Origin of the sequence: Halopiger djelfimassiliensis (assembly GCF_000455365.1) — an archaeon.
Classification (GTDB): Archaea; Halobacteriota; Halobacteria; order Halobacteriales; family Natrialbaceae; genus Halopiger_B; species Halopiger_B djelfimassiliensis.
In genome coordinates, this window is record NZ_HG315686.1 from 41,685 (window position 1) to 58,949 (window position 17,265).

Consider the following 17,265-nt stretch of genomic DNA (forward strand, 5'->3'; position numbering starts at 1 on the left):
CAAATCCAAGTATCGCGAGAGATAGTGGATCTTACCGACTTCTACTGATAGCACCACCCCATCGTTCACGAACCCATGACTGTATTATGATGGTTTCTGTAGAGGATTCGGATATAAGTATAGATTGGAATTGTGGAGGGAGTCTTTCCGATCAACCGAGCGAGGCTATCGTCGTCGGTTCGTGTGTTATCCGTCCGTCGGCAGTCGGTACGTCGGTCCGTCGTCGGTGTCCTGTACCTCGATGCCGAGCGTCTCGAGTTCGTCGCGCAACTCGTCGGCTCGTTCGTAGTTGCCGTCCGCACGCTCCCGTTCGCGGACGTCGAGGACGAGTTCGACGACGTCGCCGGCGAGATCCGCCGACCCGGTCGTCTCGCCGGTAAAGGACAGCCCGAGGACGTCGCCGAGTTCCTCGAGGGTCTCGACGGCGTCCCGGAGGCCCCGGTAGTCGTACTCGGCGTTCGCGTCGACGTGGGAGTTGACCTCGCTCGCGATCGACAGCAGCGCGGACTGGGCCTCTCGGGTGTTGAAGTCGTCGTTCATCGCCTCGACGAACGCCTCGCGGGCGTCTTCGACGGCCGCGCGGAACGTTTCGTCTTCGACTTTCGTCCGCGCGGCCGGCGAATCCAGCGCGTTGACGGCGGTTTCGTAGGCACGCTCGAGGCGCTCCCAGCGCTCCTCGGCCTCGGCGATCGTCTCGTCGGAGTAGAGCTGTTTGCTGTTGTAGGACCCGGCGGTCAGGAAGGTCCGCAGGACGTTCGTCCCCCACTGCTCGACCGCGTCCTCGACGGTGACGAAGTTGCCAAGACTCGAGGACATCTTTTCGTCGTCCATCTGGAACAGTTCGCAGTGGAGCCAGTACTTCGCGAACTCCTCGTCGGTCGCGGCCTCGGACTGGGCGATCTCGTTTTCGTGGTGGGGGAAGACCAGATCGCGTCCGCCGACGTGGATGTCGAGCGTCTCGTCCAGATGTGTCATGCTCATCGCCGAGCACTCGATGTGCCAGCCGGGCCGTCCCTCGCCCCACGGCGACTCCCATGTCTGGCCCGCCGGCGGGTCGCCGCCGTGATCGACGCCCTCGTGTCGGTGCTCTTCGACCGCGTCGGCGTCGACGCCGCCGGCTTTCCAGAGCGCGAAGTCGGCCGGATTGCGCTTTTCAGCGCGCTCGTCGGGCTCCCCCTGAGACTCGATCTCCTCGAGTTCCTGATTCGAGAGTTTGCCGTACTCGTCGAACGCGGTCACGTCGAAGTAGACCGAGCCGTTTGACTCGTAGGCGTACCCCTTTTCGACGAGCGTTTCGACGAGGTCGATGATCTCCGGAACGTGCTCGGAGACGCGAGGGTAGACCTCCGCCCGCAGGAGATTGAGCGCGCGCATATCGGCGAGGGTCCGCTCGATGTACGTCTCCGCGACCGCCGCCTCGTCGGCACCGAGGTCGTCCTCGCCGACGCGGGCGACGATCTTCTCGTTGACGTCGGTGAAGTTCTCGACGTGACGAACGTCGTAGCCGAGATACTCGAGCCAGCGGTGCATGACGTCGACGTGAACCCACGACCGGGCGTGGCCCAGGTGGGGCGGGTCCGAGACCGTCAGGCCACAGTAGTACAGCAACACGTTCTCGGGGTCCTGTGGCTCGAACGGCTCTTTCTCGCCCGTCAACGTATTCGTCACGTGCAGGGTCATTACGCACGTCTATCCGCGGGCCGAAGTTAAACGCTGTTATCGCCGCAGTTTCCCGCCTTGCGGCGGCCGTGAGCGGTAATCCTCGACGCCCCGTCGATTCGAGAACCGCGATCGGCCGCCGGCACTCACTCGGACGGAACGCCCGCGAGCGCGTCCTCGACCGCACGGAGGGCGTTTGCGCCCTCGAGTCGGTCCACGATGACGATCATCGTCCCGTCGGCGACGGCCGCTGCGGTCGGTGAGTGTCCCGCGGCGGAGAGTCGCTCGAGCGTCGTCGCGAGCGCGGCGGCGTCGACGGTCCCCGCCGCAACGATCGCTGTCAGGTCGCCGCCGCAGTCACCGAACCCGGCCCCGCCGACGGTAAGCAGCGGCTCGCAGTCGCCGCCGGCGTCGACCGGGCCGATCCCGCTTTCCATCCGGACGCTGGCGTCACGCGACTCGGCCGCGTAGTCCGGCAGGTCCTCGGCGTAGCGTCGCAGTGCCGTCGCGATCGCGTCGGTTTCGCCCTCGACATCGAGAAACCGAGCGGCGGCGGTGTAGTTGACGACGCCGGCACGCAACGCCATCCGGAGGAAGGGATGGGCCTCGACGGCGCGACGGGTCTCGGCTGCCAGTGACATATCCTCGAGGGCGGGCCGCGTCGACATAACAGTTGTCGAAATCCCACTGCGGGAAGAGCCTGCCCCGTGGGATGGTGCTATTTCGACTTGTCCGAGACAGTTCCGGCGTGACGGCGGCGACGGAGACACGGACCACGGTGTTTTTGCCTCGAGCACTCCACCGATCGGGTATGGATCTCGCAGCCATCGAGGAGCTCATCGAATCGGAGCTCGAGGACGCCGAAGCGACGGTCACGCACGCACGCGATGAACACGACGACGACCATCTGGCGGCGACGGTCGTCTCGCCCGCCTTCGAGGGCCAGTCGCTGGTCCAGCAACACCAGCAGGTCTACGACGCCCTCGATGAGCACATGACGACCGACATCCACGCCCTCGAACTCTCGACGTACACGCCCGACGAGTACGAGGACGAACGGTAATCCAACCGGCCCGGAACCACAGGTTTCTCCTTTCAGCCTGTGTGGATATCCGTATGGAATCGCTTCATCCCCGGATCAGGTTGCTCTGGGTCGCACAGGCCGCTATCGTGGCGATCGTTCTCGGCGTCGCGATCGCGGCCGTCGACCAGTGGCTCGACTTCGTTACCGTCCCGACGGCTGTCCAAGGCGGCGTGGTTGCCCTCGGACTCGTCCTCGGGGCCGTCTATGCCGTGCGGCTCTATCAGGTCTGGCGGTTCGAACTCCAGTCCGACGCGCTATACCTCGAGCGCGGCGTGATTACGTTCGTCGAGACCGCCGTCCCGTTCGTCCGCGTCCAGCACGTCGATACGCAGTTCGGGCCGATCGAACGCGCGCTCGGGCTCTCGAGTGTCGTCGTCTACACGGCTGGTTCCCGGAACGCGGACGTCCGAATTCCGGGGCTACCGCCCGCTCGGGCACGGGAGCTACAGGATACCCTCCGGGATCTCGCGATCGAAAGCGAGGCCGACGACGCCGTCTAACATGAAGCGGCTTCACCCATTCAGTGCGGTCATAATGGCCCTTCAGCACGGCGTTACCGGGCTCTCAGTTCCGTTTTTCTTCACCACGTTTCTGGCCGGGATCTTCGATTTCGTCTCCGTCTCGTGGACGTTCGTACTCGCGCCGCTCGGGTTCGTCGTCGGCGTTGCTTACGGCGTCGGCTACTACTATCGGTTCGAGTACGGGATCACGCCGGATACGTTCGACGTTCGATCGGGCGTCCTCTCGCGGCGATCCCGCGAGATTCCGTACCGCCGGATCCAGAACGTCGACATCGCACAGGGTGTCGTTCAGCGGCTCCTCGGCCTCGCCGTCGTCTCGATCGAGACCGCCGGTGGCGGCGAGACCGAAGCGACGCTCTCTTTCGTCAGCGAGAGCGAAGCGAAACGGCTTCAGGAACGGATCCGTCGGCGGACCGCCGAACTGAAAGACAGACGACGGACGGCCGACGCTTCCGGGGACTCCGAAACCGACGACCGCGCGTCGACGATAGCCGACTCCCCCGATTCGACCGCCGAACGCCCGCCGAAACCCGACGACGAGCCGACGCCGACCCCTCGACGACGGCAGCTGTTCGCCCTCGAGCCCACGGAGTTGTTCCTGTATGCGTTTACCTCGTTTCAGCCCGCCGCCGTCGCCGGAGTCCTGTTCGTCGGTTTCCTCGTGATGGACCCGGATTCGGGAGGCGGGATGATTCAGCGGTTCGAGATACTGGCGCTGCTCCCGCTGCTCTACGGGGCCGTTATCACGTACCTTCTCAGCGTCGCGTACACGTTCGTTACCTACTACGGGTTTCAGTTGGGGCGGGTCGGCGAGGACTTCGTCTACGAACGTGGACTGATCCAGCGCTACAGCGGTTCCATCCCCGCCGAAAAGGTACAGTCGGTGACCGTCACCGACAATCCGGCCCAGCGACTGTTCGGATACGCGGGGCTCTGGATCGAGACCGCCGGCTACGGTCCCGAGGGCGACGGCGGCAGCCAGTCGGCCGTCCCGCTGGCCGAGCGCGAGCGGGTTCGGACGTTTACTGAAAACCTCACGGGTGTCGAATCCCCGCAGTTCAACGGCCCGTCGCCGGTGGCCCGACGGCGCTATCTGGTCCGGTACTCGTTGATCGCTGCCGGGGTCGTCGCGGTCGCCGCCGCGGTCTCTCTCGTTATCGGCTTCGAGCGCTGGTATCTCGCGGCGGTCGTCTTCGCGGCGGTTCCGCCGGCGGCACACCTGCGGTATGCCCATCTCGGGTATTTCGTCGGGGAGGACCATCTCGTGATCCGTCGTGGATTCTGGCGGCGGCGCACGACGGTCGTCCCCTACTACCGCATTCAGACGGTCTCGACGCGGCGGTCGATCTTCCAGCGCCGGCTCGGGCTGGCATCGCTGGTCGTCGATACCGCGAGTTCGCGGACGTTCTCCCGGGCGACGCCGACGATCCATGACGTCGACCTCGAGGACGCTCGGGATGTCCACGGGACCGGGCGAAAACGCCTTCAATCGGCACTTCGGGACCGATCGCGGGCGAACGATACCGGCCTCTCCGTCGATTTTACCTGACCCGGGGTTTTCGGTGGATTTTACCTGACCGGCCGAGAGCCTCCGCGTATGGGAGCCGAAGACGACTACCGAATCGAGGAGGACAGCCTCGGGGAAATGGAGGTTCCGGCCGATGCGTACTGGGGCGCACAGACCCAGCGTGCGATCGGGAACTTCCCGATCTCGGGAATCACGTTCAGTCGCCGGTTCATCCGCGCGCTCGGCGTCGTCAAGAAAGCCGCCGCGCAGGCGAACCGCGATCTCGGACTGCTCGAAGACGATATCGCGGAGGCGATCATCGAAGCTGCCGACGAGGTCATCGCGGGCGAACACGACGACCAGTTCCCGGTCGATATCTTCCAGACCGGCTCCGGTACGTCCTCGAACATGAACGCAAACGAGGTCATCGCAAACCGCGCCGCCGAACTCATGGGAGCCGAAATCGGAGACCGTGTCGTCCACCCGAACGACCACGTCAACTACGGGCAGTCGTCAAACGACGTCATCCCGACCGCGATGCACGTTGCAGCCCTCGAAGCCGTCGAGAAAGACGTCACGCCTGCACTCGACACCCTCCGTGAGTCGCTCGAGGACAAGGAAGCGGCGTTCGACGACGTCGTCAAGACCGGCCGCACGCACCTGCAGGATGCGACGCCGGTTACGCTCGGACAGGAGTTCTCCGGCTACCGCACGCAGATCGAGAAAGGACTCTCCCGTGTCGACAAGGTCCGCGAACACCTCGCCGAACTCGCCCTCGGTGGGACCGCGACCGGGACGGGTCTGAACACCCATCCCGAGTTCCCCGGTCGCGCCGCCGAGTACATCACCAAAGAGACCGGCGTCCAGTTCCGCGAGGCCGACAACCACTTCGAGGCACAGGCCGCTCACGACGCCATGGCCGAGGCACACGGTGCGCTCAGAGTCGTCGCTGGCTCGCTCAACAAGATCGCGAACGATCTGCGACTGCTCGCGTCCGGCCCGCGAAACGGGCTCGGCGAGATCGAACAGCCCGAAAACCAGCCCGGCTCCTCGATCATGCCGGGCAAGATCAACCCCGTCGTCGCCGAGGCGGTCAACCAGGTCCACAAACAGGTCGTCGGCAACGACGCCGCCGTCTCCGCCGGCGCTGCCGAGGGACAGATCGATCTCAACCTCTACAAACCCGTGCTCGCGCACAACTTCCTCGAGTCCGCGGAACTGATCTCGAACGCGAGTCAGGTTTTCGCCGATCGGTTCGTCGATCCGCTCGAGGCCAACCGTGAGCACTGCGAACAGCAGGTCGAACAGTCGATGGCCCTTGCGACCTCGCTGAACGTCCACATCGGCTACGACAAGGCAAGCGAAGTCGCCAAGACCGCACTCAAAGAGGGGAAGACGGTTCGGGAGGTCGTCCTCGAGAAGGGCTACCTCGACGAGGAAGAGGCCGACGAGGTGCTCGATCCCGAAAAGATGACCGAACGCGGCATCCTCGGTCAGGACGACTGACGACTTACCGGTTGTCACCCGCCGATCGCAGTCGGTTCACGTCGGCGACGGCCATCCCGCTGGCCGCTCACCTATCACTTCTTGGAGGAACGAGTTTCCCGGCCCAAACGAGTATCGACACGGGCCTGTGTCGAGCCCAACTGACAGAAAACGAAGTACCCGTGAATGAGTAAACTGTAATTCCGGACGTTCTTTCTTCAGCAGCAATCGACCCCAAATCCGTCGAATGAGGCCGAATCACCGCCGATTACGGCGTAATAAAAGAACCCAAGCAGTTTTGTGGGAGGCTCGCGTCAGACGAAATATGCACACCTGTCGTAACTGCAACCAGTCTTTCCAGACCGAACTCGACCTCGAGTTACACCGCGATACGTGTACGAAAGGACAACTCTTCTGCCAGGTATGTGGTGACCGATTCCGAGAGGCCGACGCCACACAGGACGGCTGGCACTACGAGTGTCCCGACGAGGACTGCGACGGAGATGGACTGCAAGAGGACCTGTATCGCGTCGAAGACGTCCGCGCGGCGACACACTGACACGGCGTCTCAGTATCGATCCGAGAAGACGGCCGAGCGTTCGTCCGATTCGAACCCCGTCGGGTTGCTCGTTTCTCTGCTGTAGAACGCGTGAGATGCACGAATTACGGAGCGGATAGCTCAGTAGTGGGGTCCCCAATTGCGTATAGCGATATGCAATTTATGAGTCCGTGCTCGGACGCGGCCTGCAAGCCACAAATGACGGTATCCAAACAACAAGTTGGCCTCCCACCTCCTGGACTGGCGCTAGCTGGCGTGTACGGACATCGTCCCTTCGGGATCGTCTCGGTCGCTTCGAGCAACCCGTCCGACGTGTGTGGAAAGCGGCTCCGCCTTCGGACGCTCGGGCGAGACGGGGCCTGTGAACGGCCCGTTGTCCCGCTTGGTTCCGGTCGAAGTATCGAAGCGCCGGTCTCTCACCCGCCCTGTTGCCATCCGACGATCCGTTTTCGGCCGTACCCCGTAATCGGGCGTTCCGCGGTCGCAAAACTGTGTCGCTGTCGTTGGATCGTATGACGATCCTTCGATGCCGTTGAATCGTCGCTATCGGTTCGTAAATCGGACTCCTCCCGGTCGAACCAGTGGACGCTGGTCCGAGCGATGGACCGGTTCTCGACCGGATACGGCCGAACTGGGCCGGTGTCTTGTCCGGCCGAAACCGACTCCGGTACACGGGGATCCGTCGGTAACGAGCCTCGTTTCGGGCGAGTCGTTTCGGTTCCGGTGCCGTCTCGAGTGGTGAAACGCCGACCCGATCGAATCGTAGAACGACCAGCCGTCCGATCGGTAGCACCTTGATCGTGAACCGTCCCCACTTTCTTCGGTGGGGTGAATCTACTTCGAGGTCCGAACGTCCCTCAGTCGAACCAGTGTATTCCGGACAGCCACTCCCTTGGACTGGGACTTCCACCCGCTGGGGTGACAGTCAAATCACACTATTTCCGATCGCTGGCCGTTTCGAGGACCCGTCTCTTCGGGCCGCAACCCCAAGGGTTCGAGCACTGAAAACGCGCTTCAAATATTGCCGCTTTCTCGAGGATCGGCGTGGTGTGGACGGCCGCCGTCGGCGACGGTTGGTCGTGAGCGTGGGTTCATCGCTCGGCCCGAATTGGGATAGTAACACACACCAGCCAGTCGCCGAGTGGTTTATTTTCTAATCTAGCACCACACACTGCCGATAGGTGGTGATATACTCACATCTAATTGAATTCTTTGCCTTCAAACAAGGAGCTACTCTCCCAAATAAGGATGTTTATTTGTGAATGTGGGTTAGATTGAAGTGTACGGGCTGAGTGGTGGCGGGTATGACCGACGACGAGCGAGTCGCCGTGAAAACGTACGTTCCCCGATACCAGAAGGACGCCTGGAAGGACCACGCCGACGACCTCGAGATGAGCCAGAGCGAGTTCGTCCGGACGATGGTTCAGGCGGGCCGAAGCGATTTCGAACTGCCCTCGTCCTTGAACGACACGCCAGTCCAGCCGAGCGAGACGGATGCGGACGGTGATGGGACATCCGGCGGGGATGACGGCTTTGCCGACAGGATTCTCGAGGTCCTCGAACGCGACGGCGTCCACAACTGGGACGAACTCGTCGACGCGCTAATCGACGATGTCGAGGACGACCTCGACGCGGCACTACAGCAGTTGCAGGACGAGAACAAGGTCCGGTACAGCGGTCGAGACGGGGGCTACGTGGTGACCGACGATGAGTGAGGGCCGCCAGCAGGCGAACACGGTCGAGTACTTCCTGCAGGACATCGAGCACCACGGCCGCAACGAACGGACCGCAGCGGCCTATCAACGGGTGCTCACGGACTACGAATCCTTCCTCGCCGAGCGGTTCGATAAAGCGCCGCCGGAGGCGAGCTATCGGGACTGTATGGCCTGGATTCACGAGCTTCGGTCCACGCACTCCGAGAGCACCGTCGCGACGTATGCGTCGTATCTCAACCGGTTTTACAGCTATCTCGAGCGGGTGGGACACGCCGACGAGAATCCCATGACCGTCGTGCTCGAGGAGATGAACGAATCGATCGAATCGAACCCGACGCGACGCGACGTGACGCTTTCGGAGATGCGATCGTTCGTCGCTGCAATCCGCCATCCGCTCCACCGAGCGATCGTCGTCACGCTGTTGAAAACCGGAATCAGGGCCGGGGAGCTCTGTAACCTCGATTTGATCGACCTCCATCTCGATCACGAGGCCGGAACGTGGCAACCGCGGGCCCACATCGCCGGACGTCCGGATTCGCTGTTTATCTCCACGGAGCACACGTACGGCCAGGAGTCCGGGGGCGAACGCCGGACGGCCTCGAACAAACGAAAGCGCGAGACCGTCGTTCCGATCGACGAGGAGCTACGGACCGCGCTGGTTCGCTGGCTCGCGGTCCGGCCCGATATCCCCGGCTCAACGCCGTCAGGGGCGGCCACGGAGCCGTTGTTCGTCGGCACGGCCGATAGCTGGGGGCAGCGACTCACCCCCAACGTGGTCCATCACGTGGTCGAACAGTACGCGAGGGCTCGCGGCTGGTATCGTACCGGCGGCGGCGCGTCCGAGAACGTCACGCCCCACTACTTTCGGCACTTCTTCACCACGCACCTCAGGGATCGAACGGGAGATCGAGGGATCGTCCAGTATCTCCGGGGTGACGTCGCCAGCGACGTGATCGATACCTACACGCACAACTGGGGCGATCGCGTTCGGGAGACCTACCTCGAGAACATCTATTCCCTGACGTAGCTGAGCGGCAACGCCCTCGAGCGCTTCGTGGGGTTTCGGACACCGACGACTGATTGATCCCGTTGGGCCGCTTCCCGTCTTCGACCCGGGTTGCTAGTTGTATTTACTATCATCGTACTCACTATCAGTGGTCCCTTCCGAACGGATAAATCATATAATGATATATCCAACTGTGCGTCCGAAGGGGACGCCTTACGGTCGGATCCAGCAGTAGGACCTGCACTCGGCGAAAAAGCGTTACAAAAGCCGTCCGCTCTCACTGGTTATTCTCTCGACTCGAGCAGTGGTACGACCTCCCGTTGTGGGCAGGCACGGCGATCCCCGTTACTGTCGGTGTCGTGTGCCGCAATGCTCTCGCGTATTCCCACAATCCGACTCCGAGGAACGAAGATTCGGAACCTGCCGCCCGGAGAAATCGAACGCGGCCTGCCTACAGCGTCCCCGTAGCGTTACGTCCCTACCGCGAGCTCCGTCTCGAGGTCGCCGCCGTTCAATAGCGTTCGAACGTCGGCGATCGGATCGGTGACCTCCGGCGTGCTCTCGAGCAACACCGTCTCGCTCGGGAACAACTGTTCGCCGAGCAGGAGGCCGTGTTCGCGGGCTGTCGAGCCCGTTACCGTCAGATAGACGCCAAGCCCCGTGTCGGCGATGGCCGCCTCCTCCTCGCGCCCGTCCTCGGGGTATCGAAACTCGATCCCCTCGAGCGTGCGCGTTCCGAGGACGGCCTGAACGAGCCGCTCGTACCGCGGCTCGATACACAGCGGCCCGTCGTAGCTCTCGAGAAACTCCCGGTCGAGGGACTCGGCCGCCGACGTGACATCGGGGGTCGCCATCAGCGTGTGATAGACCGTATCTCCGAGTCCGGTCACGACGCTGACGTCGGTATCGGCGGGGTTGATCCGCGCGTTGACGTCGGCGATCCGGTTGAGCGGCTCCGGTCGGAGTTCGACGACCTCTTCGAGTACGAGGTCCGCGCTGTCGAACCCGAGCGCGAACTCGTGGGTTCGAAGCGCCCGGAAGGGTTCCTCCCGTCCGACCAGTTGCACCTCGGTATCGTCGGCGACGCCGTCGACATCATCGAGGGGAATCGTAACGCTGTCGAAGACGATTCGGCGCGGCTTTCCGCTTCGGGTGTCTCTGACGAGCGTATACTCCGGTGCGGTCGGATCGTCGATGGTGCTGTAGTCGGCGAGACGATGGTAGACGTTCTCTTCGTCGGGCTCGAGTGACCCTTTCGTGAGTGCTTTCTCGTGGCGAAGCGTCGACGTCACGTCGTCGGCCAGTTCCGGAACGTCGATCCGCCGTGCGAGTCGATCGAGTACCGACTCGAGCGGTCGGCCTTTGCGAGGAACGGCGATCGGAATCGTCTCGCCCATCGGACGGTCATCTGCCGGCGACGGATAAACGAGTTGCGTTTCCCGCAAGCGCCGGTTAGGAATCCGAGAACATCGATCCCAGCTGGTCGCGCCAGTCCTGGATGTCCGTCACCTCTTCGCGGACGCTCTCCAGATCGGATTCGACTGATTCGAGGTCGCTTTCGACCGATTCGACGTCGGCTTCGACGGCTTCCAGATCGGTTTCGAGGGATTCGACGGTTTCGTCGACGTCGGTGACAGTCCCTTCGAGACCGTCGACCGTCGTTTCGACGCTGTCGACGTCGCTTTCGACCGCCCGGATGTCGTCCTCGACGGCGTCGGTTCGACCACCGAGCGAGTCGACCTCGTCCGTGACGTGGTCGAGATCGTCCTCGAGATCGGTCGTCCACTCGGTGAGAGTGTCAACCTCGCTTTCGACGTCGTCGACGCGGGCCTGTGTCCCCTCGATTCGGTCGTCCATCGACTCGAGGTCGTCCTCGAACGCGGACAGTTCGGTTCGGAACTCCTCGATGAGTTGTTCGCCGGTGCCGTTGTCACCGAGGAACGCCTCGAGCGCGTCGGTGTAGGCGGCGACTTCCTCGACGCGGGACTGGAGATGATCGATCTTTGCGAGTTTCGGCCCGGCGGCGGTGGCCTCCTGATCGGTCAACTCGGCCCGAAGCAGTTCGAGGTCGTCGTCGTCGACGGTTCCGTCTCGGACCTCGGCAGCGAGTCGTTCGACGAGCGTCCCGTCCGGTTCGGCGACGGGTTCGGAGTCGGCCGTCACCGACGACTCGGGTGTGGACGATTCGGCCGGTTCGGCGACGGGTTCGGTCGGTTCCGGTTCCGGTTCCGGCTCCGGCTCGGTATCCGCGTCGGCTGTCGAGTCGGCGTCCCGGCGATCACTCGAGGGCGACGACGGCGGGGGAGTCGGGTCCCCGTCGTCCGGCTCCGGTTCCGGCTCGGTGTCCGACACCGGCTCGGTCCCGAGTTCGGATTCCGCGGGTTCGTCGGCGTCGTCTACAGCATCGGTTTCGGAGTCCGCGGTCGACTCCGGCGCGTCCTCGTCGTCGGCGTCGTCGAGTTCGAGCTCGAGATCCTCGTCGGGGCTGGGTTCGACCGATTCGTCGGACTCGTCGTCGGCGTCGTCGAGGCCGGCTGCGCCGCTCTCGAGGTCGAGGTCGAGGTCCTCCCCATCGGGGGTCGGGTCCGACGGGGTCGCTTCGGACGCCGCGTCCTCGTCGCCCTCGAGATCGAGTTCGATATCGGTCTCGTCCGCGGCCACTGCATCGAGATCGTCGGTGTCCGCGGCCGGGTTGGGTTCCGGAATCTCCTCCTCTTCGAACCCGAGATCGATGTCCGGCGCGTCGTCCTCGTCGTCCGCGTCGGATTCGGCGTCGGGCGTTTCGACCGGATCGGTGTCGACGTCTTCGAGATCGAGATCGAGCCCGGAGCCATCGTCCGCGTCGGCCGCGTCCTCGCCGGTTGCTTCCTCGTCGGCCGTCTCGTCGTCCTCGTCCTCGAGTCCCGGAACCGATCCGGAGTCGCCGGAGATCATGTCCTTGACGGCCTGGTTGCGGTCTTCGGAGACGATGCTACCGATGACGTCGTCGTCGACCTCCGCGCCGCCCGAGCCGACGTCGTCTTCGGAGTTGACTTCGACGATCGTCGGTTCGACCATAAACTCCGCAACGTCGCTCTCGTCGTCGATTCGAATACCGTAGACGGTTACGATCCGTTCGTCCGGATCGAGGCTGGTGGTAAACTCGACGTGATTGTCCTGGAACGCGGTCCAGTCGTCACTGCGATAATCAGGGTGGAACCCGACCTTGTCCATCGGGAACGATTCCGGAATCTCTTCGGAGAGGCGAAACGCCACCTGATCGTCGCGCTCCGATTCGATTTCGAAGCGGATCGCGGGCACGGGGAACTCGTCCGCCGCGAACGTCTTCCGGACGGTTAACCCGTCAGCACTGACCTCGATCACGTCGTCCGTGTCGGCGGTGCTACTCATGCGGCCAACGTTATCTTACCATTACTATAAATGGTACGACCGGTATCAGGGGGCCGTCACTTCGTGAGGTCGACCCGGTCCCCGATCTCGACGATCTCGAGTCGCCGCGGATGTTCGAAGCTCTTCGTGTGGTGGTGGAGTACCTTCGGATCGGACGTCAGCCCGCGCCACATGTCCCAGTGGCTCGGCAGGAGCCGCTCGAGTTCGAGGGCGGCGGCCGCCTCGACGATCTGGTTTTCGTCGTTGTACCAGCGGGTGCGTTTCGGCTCCCGGGTTTCCTTGTCCGGAATTCGACCGACGGTCCCGAACGCGAGAATCCCCAGATCGATGTCGTACTCGTCGCCGATCCGTTCGAACTCGTCGGTCGGCTTCGTGTCGCCGCCGTGGAAGACGGTGCCGGCCTCGTGCTCGAGGACGTAGCTCACCGGATGGGTCGCGTCGGGATCGTGGGCGTCCTCGATGTGCACCGTGAACTCGCCGATATCGAGTGTCTCGCCCGCTTCGACCGCGACGAGTTGGTCCTCGTCGACGGCCCACTCGTCGGCCCATGCCTCCTCCTCGCGCGCAACCGCGAGGCTGTCGTCGGGTGCGTAGAAGTTCGCGTCCGTGTTCGCGAGGATCGGGGCCTGACTCGGCCCGTGGACGTGATCGGTGTGCTCGTGGGTCGCGAGCACGGCGTCGGCCTCGCTGACGTCCGCGGGATCGAACGGGACGGGGATCATCCGGACGGTTCGTGGTGGATCGCCCAGCCCGAGGTACGGATCGATATAAAGCGTCGTTCCGTCGGCACCCTTCACGACGAAGCCGTTACAGCCGAGATACCAGACTGCCACGCCGTCGGGTGTGGCGTCTTCGACGTCGCGAACGAGCCAGTCTCCCCAGTCGCTCTGGATCATGTGCCAGCGTGGGAGGACCGACTGGGTAAGTGTTGTTGTCTCGGGCCCCGTTTCGGACGTCGCGGTGTTCGGCTCGCGATCCCAGCATCCGGCGAAACAGGACGACGAGCCCGTTTTCGGCTCCGGTCCCCGGAATTGCCGTTTCCTCGTATTGCCGGTCGTCCGACTTCGGGGCCTCGAGCAGCCCGAGCAACACCGCGTTGCGATCCGCGAATACGAGCCGTCCGATCGACGTCCCGGTGAGTGGGAGGGGCAGCCGGTTCAGTTTCGGCTCCCAGCAGTTGCCCGCCGGCGTTCGGTCTCGAACGACAGCACGGACCCGCGAATCGCACGAGCCAAGCGAGATGTCGACGCCGCGATCGAGTGCGTTCTCGATCCGGCGGAACTATCCCTCCTCGAGCAGCCCGGTCGTCGTAAACAACACGAACAGTTCGTCTTCCGCCCGTTCACGGAGCGATTGCCCGGCGGTGACGATCGGTTCTCGGCCCTCGAGCGTCCGAACCTCGTGGGTGCCCGCATCGGACGTCATCCCACCGTCGGCCGATCGCTTGGCGGTCGTCTCGCCCGAATCGGAACGTGACCGGTCGGTCTCCAGCCAGTCGATCCGCAGGGCCGGATGGCCCTCGTAAGCGACGCGGTTCGCGTCGGCGTCGTAGTCGACGAGTCCGGCGTCCGCCAAGCACGGCAGATGCACGTGGACGAGCGAACACTGGACCTGCATGACGGACTCGGCCGACACGTCCCGCTCGTTCGCCCCCGCTTCGCGGGCCGCGACGTCTCGAGCCAGCGTTTCGACCGAGAGGGAATGATACTGGTTCCCGAGAACGGAGAGGATCGTCCGTCGTCGGGCGTCGGCTACCGCCTCGAACACCGCATCGATTTCGTCGTCCGTGTACTCGGTTCGGTCCCCGAGAAGCGCCCGGGTGTCGGGATCGTCGAAGAGCCAGTGGTCCCGCGTGACGACCGCCCCGTCATCCGTTTCCTCGAGCAGCCCCGCGTCGGTCAGGGCTGGCAGCGCGTCGTGGTGACATTCGAGACGCGCACGTCGATGGTCGTCTTCGGTCACGGCGGCGAGCCGGTTATCGGTGGTTACTGCTGCAAGCCTGAACGCAAGCTCGTCTTTCTCGATGCCCGTCGGCGACTGCTCGTCGACGATACGGACGATATCGCGCCGCGTCGCGTCCGCGAGTGCCCGGAAGCAATTCCCTCGAGAGCCGGTCGATCGTCCGCTACCGTCTGGGTTACTCATCGACTACTGGTCGGGGCGTATCGGGCAAAAGCACTCCTCCAAACTGCTTTGGAATCAGTGTCTGTTTACCCCTATTCGATTGAATATCGTCTAATAGATACGAAGATATGCTGAATAGTAGTGTTCGTTTCCGGATATAGAGTGGCGTCTGTAAGGTAACCCAGATACTCAGTCTCGGCCGAGTGTCGATCACATCGAACGATTGCCGCTGTAACTCGCGTTCGGCTCTCGAGTCTCGATCGGTAGCCCAGTATTTCCGTCGCCTTCGCTTGCCGGGCGAACGCTGAGGGACGTTACCATCGGGTATTACGGTTGCATGTCCCACGAGTCCCTCGGTGCGACTCTTCAACGGCGTGGCATCCTGCAGGCCCTGGGCGGCACAGCGGGCGTGGCACTGCTTGGAACGACTTCGACGGTAGCGACGCCGGACGACCACGGCGACGAAACCACACGGCAGTCGAGATACCGGCTTCCGGAACTCCCCTACGCCGTCGACGCACTCGAGCCACACATCGACGAACGGATCATGGAACTCCACCACGACGAACACCACCAGTCGTACGTCGACAGCGCGAACGAGGCCCTCGAAGCGTTCGCGGCCATGCGTCGTGGCGGTGCGTTCGAGGACATCCGGGCGGCGAAACGCGATTTCTCGTTCAACCTGTCCGGACACGTCAATCACACGATTTTCTGGGAGAACATGAGTCCGGACGGGGGTGGGACTCCCGGCGGTGACCTCGGGGCGGCCATCCGGCGGGAGTTCGGCTCGTTCGAAACCTTCCGAGACGAGTTTACGGCGACTGCAACCGCGGTCGAGGGCGACGGCTGGGCGATGTTGTTCTACGAACCGCTCGCCGAGACGTTGGTGATCGGACAGGTCGAAGGCCAGAACGAACTCGCACACCAGCGCGCGGTTCCGATCCTGACGCTCGACGTCTGGGAACACGCCTACTACCTCCAGTACGAGAACGACCGCGAGGCCTACGTCGAGGAGTGGTGGCACGTCGTCGACTGGGACGACGTCGAGCGCCGCTATGAGGCGCTTGCGGAAGCGAGAACGGATATCGACCTCGAGAGCGGGACGGTGTGAGACGCGCCGGCCCCTCGCGGTCGCGACGAGAAGGCGATCCGTCGCCGACTACCAGGTGCCGTGGAACGTATCGAACGAGAGACTGTCGAGGGGTTCGTCGCCGACGGCGATGCGGTACTCGCCGGGGGTGAGCATCGGCTTGTGGAACTGCGGGCCGTCGTCGGTCGTGATCCGCGGACAGCCGGTGTTGACGAACGCGTCCATGTCGAAGTTGCGCAGTCGGTCCGGGGTCACCTCGTCCATCGTGATGAGGTAGGCGTCGTCGTTGTCCTCGAGGATCTCCTGGGCGGTCTCCCACCGGCCCTGTCCGATCTTGGTACAGAAGATGACGCCCCACTTCTCCGCGTCCATCGCGCGGTGGACCGCGGCGTAGCGCTGTTTCATGAACTGCTCGGTATCGGCGACGGTGACGACGTTGTTGACGGGGTCGGCGATGACGACGTGTTTGTCCGGATGCTCCATCGCCAGCCCGAGCGGGTGGAACTTGCCGCCGCCGACGTAGAGGACCTGCTCCGCGGGAACGTCCGCGCTCGCGTAGTTACAGCCGAGGACCTGCCCCTCGTGGGTGAGCCGCTCGTCGCCACGACGGCTGTAGACTTCGTAGCCCTCCGCTTCGAGAAACGCGGTCATTTCCTCGTAGCGGTTCATGTGCTGGGCGGTGGTGACGAGGCCGACCCCGTCGGTCTCCTCGGGCGGCTCGAGGGTGTCGAGCGCTTCCTCCATGATCGGGGTCACGTCGACGTTCGAGAACAGCGGCACGTAGATCACCTTGTCCGTGTCCTTCATCGGCGAGTGGCCGAAGTGGACGAACACGTCGGTACGTTTCATCAGATACGTATCGAGGTCACAGGCCCCGTAACACGGCTGTCCCGAGAGCATGAACGTCACGTCGTCGTCGGTCAACGCCCGCAGGTCGTCGGCGACGGCCGGGCCGCGCCGTTTGAGTCCCTCGGGGAACTGCAGGCCGACCTTCGTCGCGTCTCGCTCCTCGATCGCGTCCACGATCTGCTCGAGTTCGTAGTCCCACTCGCGATCGTGTTTGAGACGCATTCCGGTGTTCCGGAGGTCCCCCTCGGTGTACTCCGACTCCTGACTCATTGGCCG

The 17,265-nt window shown here is 63.6% G+C and carries 15 protein-coding genes; 8 read left to right on the forward strand and 7 right to left on the reverse strand.

From position 1 onward, the window contains the following. Window positions 1-186: 186 nt before the first annotated feature. The gene (gene cysS / locus TX80_RS11365) at window positions 187-1,680 is read right to left on the reverse strand and encodes a cysteine--tRNA ligase (RefSeq protein WP_049923262.1); all 1,494 of its coding nucleotides are present in this window, start codon (window positions 1,678-1,680) and stop codon (window positions 187-189) included. Window positions 1,681-1,805: 125 nt separating this feature from the next. Next, window positions 1,806-2,300, reverse strand: a complete 495-nt coding sequence (locus TX80_RS11370) for a DUF7523 family protein (protein WP_049924054.1) — start codon at window positions 2,298-2,300, stop codon at window positions 1,806-1,808. A gap of 170 nt (window positions 2,301-2,470) precedes the next feature. On the opposite strand from TX80_RS11370, the gene TX80_RS11375 reads away from it, so the two are divergent. The 7 genes from TX80_RS11375 (at window position 2,471) to TX80_RS11410 (ending at window position 9,557) form a co-directional block, all read left to right on the forward strand. Continuing rightward, entirely contained in the window at window positions 2,471-2,722 is a 252-nt protein-coding gene (locus TX80_RS11375; protein WP_049923263.1) for a BolA/IbaG family iron-sulfur metabolism protein, read from the forward strand. A gap of 53 nt (window positions 2,723-2,775) precedes the next feature. After that, complete coding sequence (locus tag TX80_RS11380) at window positions 2,776-3,243, forward strand: PH domain-containing protein (protein ID WP_049923264.1); 468 nt, start codon at window positions 2,776-2,778, stop codon at window positions 3,241-3,243. A 1-nt stretch (window position 3,244) separates the two neighbouring features. Beyond that, window positions 3,245-4,813 carry a PH domain-containing protein gene (locus TX80_RS11385; RefSeq protein ID WP_049923265.1) on the forward strand — a complete coding sequence of 523 codons (1,569 nt, stop codon included), beginning with the start codon at window positions 3,245-3,247 and terminating at the stop codon, window positions 4,811-4,813. Between the two features lie 48 nt (window positions 4,814-4,861). Then, entirely contained in the window at window positions 4,862-6,277 is a 1,416-nt protein-coding gene (locus tag TX80_RS11390) for a class II fumarate hydratase (RefSeq protein WP_049923266.1), read from the forward strand. 304 nt (window positions 6,278-6,581) lie between these two features. Then, complete coding sequence (locus TX80_RS11395; RefSeq protein WP_049923267.1) at window positions 6,582-6,815, forward strand: hypothetical protein; 234 nt, start codon at window positions 6,582-6,584, stop codon at window positions 6,813-6,815. Window positions 6,816-8,119: 1,304 nt separating this feature from the next. Further along, on the forward strand, window positions 8,120-8,530 hold the full coding sequence (locus TX80_RS11405) for a DUF5805 domain-containing protein (RefSeq protein WP_049923269.1): 411 nt from the start codon (window positions 8,120-8,122) through the stop codon (window positions 8,528-8,530). Further along, window positions 8,523-9,557, forward strand: a complete 1,035-nt coding sequence (locus TX80_RS11410) for a tyrosine-type recombinase/integrase (RefSeq protein ID WP_049923270.1) — start codon at window positions 8,523-8,525, stop codon at window positions 9,555-9,557. Before TX80_RS11405 ends, TX80_RS11410 begins: the two co-directional genes overlap by 8 nt. 449 nt (window positions 9,558-10,006) lie before the next feature. On the opposite strand, the gene TX80_RS11415 is transcribed toward TX80_RS11410, so the two are convergent. From TX80_RS11415 to TX80_RS11430, 4 genes are all read right to left on the reverse strand, one after another. After that, window positions 10,007-10,933 carry a hypothetical protein gene (locus TX80_RS11415; RefSeq protein ID WP_049923271.1) on the reverse strand — a complete coding sequence of 309 codons (927 nt, stop codon included), beginning with the start codon at window positions 10,931-10,933 and terminating at the stop codon, window positions 10,007-10,009. Window positions 10,934-10,988: 55 nt separating this feature from the next. Next, window positions 10,989-12,926, reverse strand: a complete 1,938-nt coding sequence (locus tag TX80_RS11420; protein ID WP_049923272.1) for an AAA family ATPase — start codon at window positions 12,924-12,926, stop codon at window positions 10,989-10,991. A gap of 56 nt (window positions 12,927-12,982) precedes the next feature. Next, a complete protein-coding gene (locus TX80_RS11425; protein ID WP_049923273.1) occupies window positions 12,983-13,822 on the reverse strand; it encodes an MBL fold metallo-hydrolase in 840 nt (279 codons plus the stop codon). A 385-nt stretch (window positions 13,823-14,207) separates the two neighbouring features. Next, on the reverse strand, window positions 14,208-15,071 hold the full coding sequence (locus tag TX80_RS11430; protein WP_230198726.1) for a DUF7344 domain-containing protein: 864 nt from the start codon (window positions 15,069-15,071) through the stop codon (window positions 14,208-14,210). Between the two features lie 316 nt (window positions 15,072-15,387). Here TX80_RS11430 and TX80_RS11435 point away from each other — a divergent pair, with 316 nt between their 5' ends. Continuing rightward, window positions 15,388-16,161 (forward strand): superoxide dismutase, encoded by a 774-nt coding sequence (locus tag TX80_RS11435; RefSeq protein WP_081661581.1) that lies wholly within the window; start codon window positions 15,388-15,390, stop codon window positions 16,159-16,161. Window positions 16,162-16,209: 48 nt separating this feature from the next. Here TX80_RS11435 and dph2 read toward each other — a convergent pair whose 3' ends face one another. Then, complete coding sequence (gene dph2, locus TX80_RS11440) at window positions 16,210-17,259, reverse strand: diphthamide biosynthesis enzyme Dph2 (RefSeq protein ID WP_049923274.1); 1,050 nt, start codon at window positions 17,257-17,259, stop codon at window positions 16,210-16,212. Between the last annotated feature and the right edge of the window lie 6 nt (window positions 17,260-17,265).